The sequence below is a fragment of the Okeania sp. SIO2F5 genome, assembly GCF_010692685.1.
Lineage (GTDB): Bacteria > Cyanobacteriota > Cyanobacteriia > Cyanobacteriales > Microcoleaceae > Okeania > Okeania hirsuta.
Map to the genome: position 1 here is coordinate 1 of NZ_JAAHGU010000124.1, position 4,498 is coordinate 4,498.

Annotated in this window: 3 protein-coding genes and 1 pseudogene; 1 reads left to right on the forward strand and 3 read right to left on the reverse strand. The window is 41.0% G+C overall.

Annotated features, from left to right (window positions below):
* Positions 1 to 294 precede the first annotated feature (294 nt).
* Positions 295 to 1,356: an LOG family protein gene (locus tag F6K27_RS26045; protein ID WP_287279147.1), complete on the forward strand. Its 1,062-nt coding sequence runs from the start codon at positions 295 to 297 to the stop codon at positions 1,354 to 1,356.
* A gap of 266 nt (positions 1,357 to 1,622) precedes the next feature.
* Here F6K27_RS26045 and F6K27_RS34050 read toward each other — a convergent pair.
* The 3 genes and pseudogenes from F6K27_RS34050 to F6K27_RS26055 form a co-directional block, all read right to left on the reverse strand.
* Positions 1,623 to 1,823, reverse strand: a pseudogene (locus F6K27_RS34050) (hypothetical protein); the annotation flags it as partial.
* 83 nt (positions 1,824 to 1,906) lie between these two features.
* A complete protein-coding gene (locus F6K27_RS26050; RefSeq protein WP_287279148.1) occupies positions 1,907 to 2,824 on the reverse strand; it encodes a hypothetical protein in 918 nt (305 codons plus the stop codon).
* Between the two features lie 374 nt (positions 2,825 to 3,198).
* A partial coding sequence (locus F6K27_RS26055) for an SdrD B-like domain-containing protein (protein ID WP_287279149.1) occupies positions 3,199 to 4,498 on the reverse strand: 1,300 nt, incomplete at its 5' end.

A 4,498-nucleotide genomic window follows, 5' to 3' on the forward strand; every position in this document is an offset into this window, starting at 1 on the left:
TGAGGAGACTACCACCTCTGCTGTAGATGGGCAACCTGAAATAGTAAGTGGTGTCACTGAATCAAGAATCACAGATGGGTGAGAATCCCGCGCTGTAATTTTTAATTCAGCGCCGGGAGTATGTCAAAAAAAGGAAATTAAAAAATTATGCTTTTTTTTCTTTTTCCTTAGATTTCTAATAAAGAATTAGGGCGAAATTAGGAGATAAAATACGATTAACTGGGAAAAATGAAAAAACCATCAACTAAAAAATTCCAGTAAAAATTAAAGTTATTAAGTATTTGGAAAAAGTTAATGGCCTCAGATTTTCAGAAAACAGCAGTTGAGTCTATTGAGGCAGAAGTGACTAAGTTAGTCAAAAATTTGCCGACCCTAAAACATGAGAAATGGATTAAGCGATCGCTCTCCACCATTGTCAGTATGGCATCAGAGGAGCTAGACCGCCTAGATTGGAAGATATTAGCGGCTTCTCTACAGGATATGGAAAAAGGATTTGAGATATTTTATCCCTATCGCCATATTCGCAAAATTACGATATTTGGTTCTGCACGAACATCCCCAGAAGCTCCAGAATATCAAATGGCCGTAAACTTTGCCCGTCGCATTACTCGGCAAGGTTTTATGGTAATGACAGGTGGTGGGGGCGGAATAATGCAAGCTGGCAATGAAGGTGCTGGGGCAGAAAAATCTTTCGGCTTAAATATTCAGTTACCTTTTGAAAAAGAATCAAATCCTTTTATTGAAAGAGAACAAAAATTAATTAACTTTAAATACTTTTTTACTCGTAAGTTATTTTTCCTCAGAGAAAGTGATGCTTTAGCTTTATTTCCCGGTGGTTTTGGCACTTTAGATGAAGCATTTGAAAGTTTAACATTAACACAAACAGGTAAATATGGCCCGGCACCTCTAGTATTAATAGATTGTCCTGGTGGAAACTATTGGCATGACTGGAACGATTTTATTCATAAACAACTGCTTCGGCGTGGTTTGATTAGTCCAGAAGACCCTAGCTTATATACTATTACAGATGACTTGGAAGAAGCTTGTCAAGCGATCGCTAACTTTTACAGAATTTATCATTCGAGTCGTTATGTGGGAGAAAAGTTTGTGATTCGTCTGAATTCAGAACTTTCAGAAGGAGATGTGGATTATTTGAATCAAGAATATAGTGATATTTTGACTATAGGAAAAATTGAAAAAAGTAAAGTTTTACCAGAAGAGTTAGGAGATGAAACTGCTCATCTTCCTCGTTTAGTTATGTCCTTCAATCAGAAAGATACTGGTAGATTATATCAAATGATTGCTCAGATAAATAAGATGGGAGCAAATACACCAACTCATCCAGAACATAAGTAATATTATTTCTACATAAAGTCCTCGTCTCTAGTGCCGCTACTGGGAAGTTAAAAGTCATGCATTTAAAAGCGAGTGCTAATTGGCGAGGTTTCCTACGGGGCGCCTACTGTGCGGAAGTAATTCCGCACACAGCCCCTCCGGAATGTAAGACGCACATCTGACAGTCAATCATTTTTGATTTGTAATTGTTTTAGAATTTTGTAACTGGTCAGTTATTTCCGCCACCCTGCACTAGTCTAAAAACTTTACTGCTCATATAAAGTGGGCTAAAACTCTCTCTGTAAAGTCCAACGATATACACTTGTAGTGCAGCCAGTTCGAGACCAATCGATTTGCCCCTGAATACGAAGAGTTCTATTTTCACTGACTTTTACATCTACAATTACTTGATCGCCTTCGACAAAAAATTGTCCTTGAGGTTCGACTTGAATGGAGTCATATGTGTATTCACCTCCATTTTTTCTTAACCAATTAACTCTACTTCAGATCGAAAAATTCCATTACCGTTATGATAATAGGGTTATTTATCGTTGATGGGTAAAAACAATTGTTATTGTTTAGAAGTTTGAGTATTTTGCTGACGCTTTTTATCACAAGCAATACAAGCACCAACAGCCAATAATCCTAGAGTACTCAGTGGTTCAGGAACAGGTTGTGGATCGTCAGAAGATTCTACTGTGACATTATCAACTAGCAAAGCTGAGGTCTTATCAGTTCCATCTACGTCATAAACTCCGATACCCAAGATGTAGTCACCAGCAGCCAGAGTTCCTGAGTTAAATCTGGAAACCCCAGAACTCTGGAAAAAATTGGTTCCATCTAGGGTTCCAGGGGCAGGGAATCCCATAAATCCATTGGTGATGGGTAAGCTTTGAGCAAGCACCTCTATCCCTCGGCTTTCTTCGGGACTTGTAACGTTATATAGGGTAACGAAGGCAGTATCTCTAGGATCGCCTGGAAAAAGGGGCGCTCCATCGTTGGTCAGAAAACTCCAATCAAAACTAATTTCAAAATCAGTTGTCGAAGAGATGGATTGTTTGATTGCAGATCCTTCCTTAGAATCATGTGGAAAATTAAATGCTCCAGTAAAGTTTAGGGCATCGTTAGATAAACCCAGAAAGCTTTGTAGTAAGGCGGGATCAGAACGAGCATCAACAGCGGAATTTCCTGAGAAGTTATAGGCATCTAGGTTTCCAAGTATATCGTCAAATCTGAAGGTTGTTGCAGTGGTTAACAAAGCCTGGGAAGAACCATCTGTTGGGGCAAACCCTTGGAAAGTACGTTGAATACTGACATCTCCTGCGGTATCCCAACCATTCAAGCCGTTTTCAAAACTTCTATTAATCAGGGCTTGAGCTGGACTAACAGCTATACTTCCGAAACTTACTAAACTGAGGCTGCTAACAGTCAACCAGGAACAACGACTAAAAATGGACTTGGAACTAGAAAAAAGGTTAAACATGGTCATTGAATTAATTAAAAAAATTAGGGACAGATTTACAAAGGTTTCTATTTCACAGATGTGATTGCAGCCAAATACATCTTACCTTGGAACAGGACTTATGTTTTCTAGGATACTCACATTTACTTGCAAGATTATGTAGTTGGGAACAGTTGAGGATTAAAGTGCAAACTCCACCCTTAATGGTTACTCAACTGAAGCTAGTCATTCTCCTATTGCTAGGTTGCAACTGAACTAATCGCACTAGAGATATTAATACAGGTATCTACTTTTGCTGTAAGACAATTAATTTAATTATCCGCTTTTCATCTGGGTGAACTACACAGTCAAAACCACAAGCATTGTAGGGAATTCCATGGAACTTCCCTACTGTGGTCTACTTAAATTAAGAGGTCTGTGGTTGGGTTGAATGCGTTGCCGTTCGAGCTTGAAACTCCAGTCAGGAAGACCATATTTTCAGCAAATCCTGGACCAGCTGACCCATCAGGATCGACCTGGATTAAGGTTCCATATGGACCGTACTCTGTGGGTATCAAATAGCCTTGAGCAACAGGGTCTCCTCCATAAAAGTCAGTTCCATTCTGCAATAGGTCAGTGAATACCAGGCGATCGCTACCAGTCTGGAAGTCTTGGATATAATCTAATTGATCCCAAGTTGAGGTGTAGACAAAGTCGTCATTTCCACCACCTCCGGTAATCATATCCATGCCCTCAAAGCCAGTGATTATATCTCGTTCAGAGGTTCCTGTAATCATGTCCATGCCACTGGTACCGTTGATTATGTTAGGTTCAGGGTTAGGTTCTGGGATATCAAAGAATCCGGCATCTACTGTGTCATTCTCATCACCAGAAGAGAGAGTAATGACCTCACTCATTAACCCGTTGTCTGGGTCGGCATCGGAGTCTACATCGTCTCCACCTGCGTTGACTGGACTGACTCCTTCAAATCCATCTGGTTGCACGAACATGACTTTGTATTCACCAGGGGTCAGACCTGTGAATTCGTAAGCACCATTGCTATCTGTGGTCGTGGTGATTTCGTTACCGTCTTGGTCTTCTACAGGTGTGCCATCAGCATTTAGGAGTTTGACTACGGCGTCAGGAATTCCTGATTCTCCACTATCTTGGATGCCATTTTGATTTTCGTCGTTGAAAACGAAGTCTCCGATGCTTGCTTTATCGTAGAATCCAGCGTCGTTGGTGTCGTCGTTTTGACCAGGGTTGAGAGTGATGACCCCTGTCATTAAGTTGTTGTCTGGGTCGGCATCGGAGTCTACATCGTCTCCACCTGCGTTGACTGGACTGACTCCATCAAATCCTTCTGGTTGAACGAACATGACTTTGTATTCACCAGGGGTGAGACCTGTGAATTCGTAGGCACCATTGCTATCTGTGGTCGTGGTAATTTCGTTACCGTCTTGGTCTTCTACAGGTGTGCCATCAGCATTTAGGAGTTTGACTACGGTGTCAGGAATTCCTGATTCTCCACCATCTTGGATGCCGTTGGCGTTGAGGTCTTCAAATACGTAGTTGCCGATGGAACTTGTGGGAAGAGGAGTGGTGACGGTGGATGTATCCTCAGCGCTCGCTGGATTATCCTGGGCATCGGAAACATTTACTGTCAGAGTGTTAATTTCTGTCAGATTTTCTACATCATCAATTGTGCCTTCAAATGTGAAG

What these genes read in the sequence shown, in the direction of transcription:
- F6K27_RS26045 (WP_287279147.1), top strand. Translation starts at nt 295, where the DNA reads ATGGCCTCAGATTTTCAGAAAACAGCAGTTGAGTCTATTGAGGCAGAA.
- F6K27_RS26050 (WP_287279148.1), bottom strand. Translation starts at nt 2,824, where the DNA reads ATGACCATGTTTAACCTTTTTTCTAGTTCCAAGTCCATTTTTAGTCGT.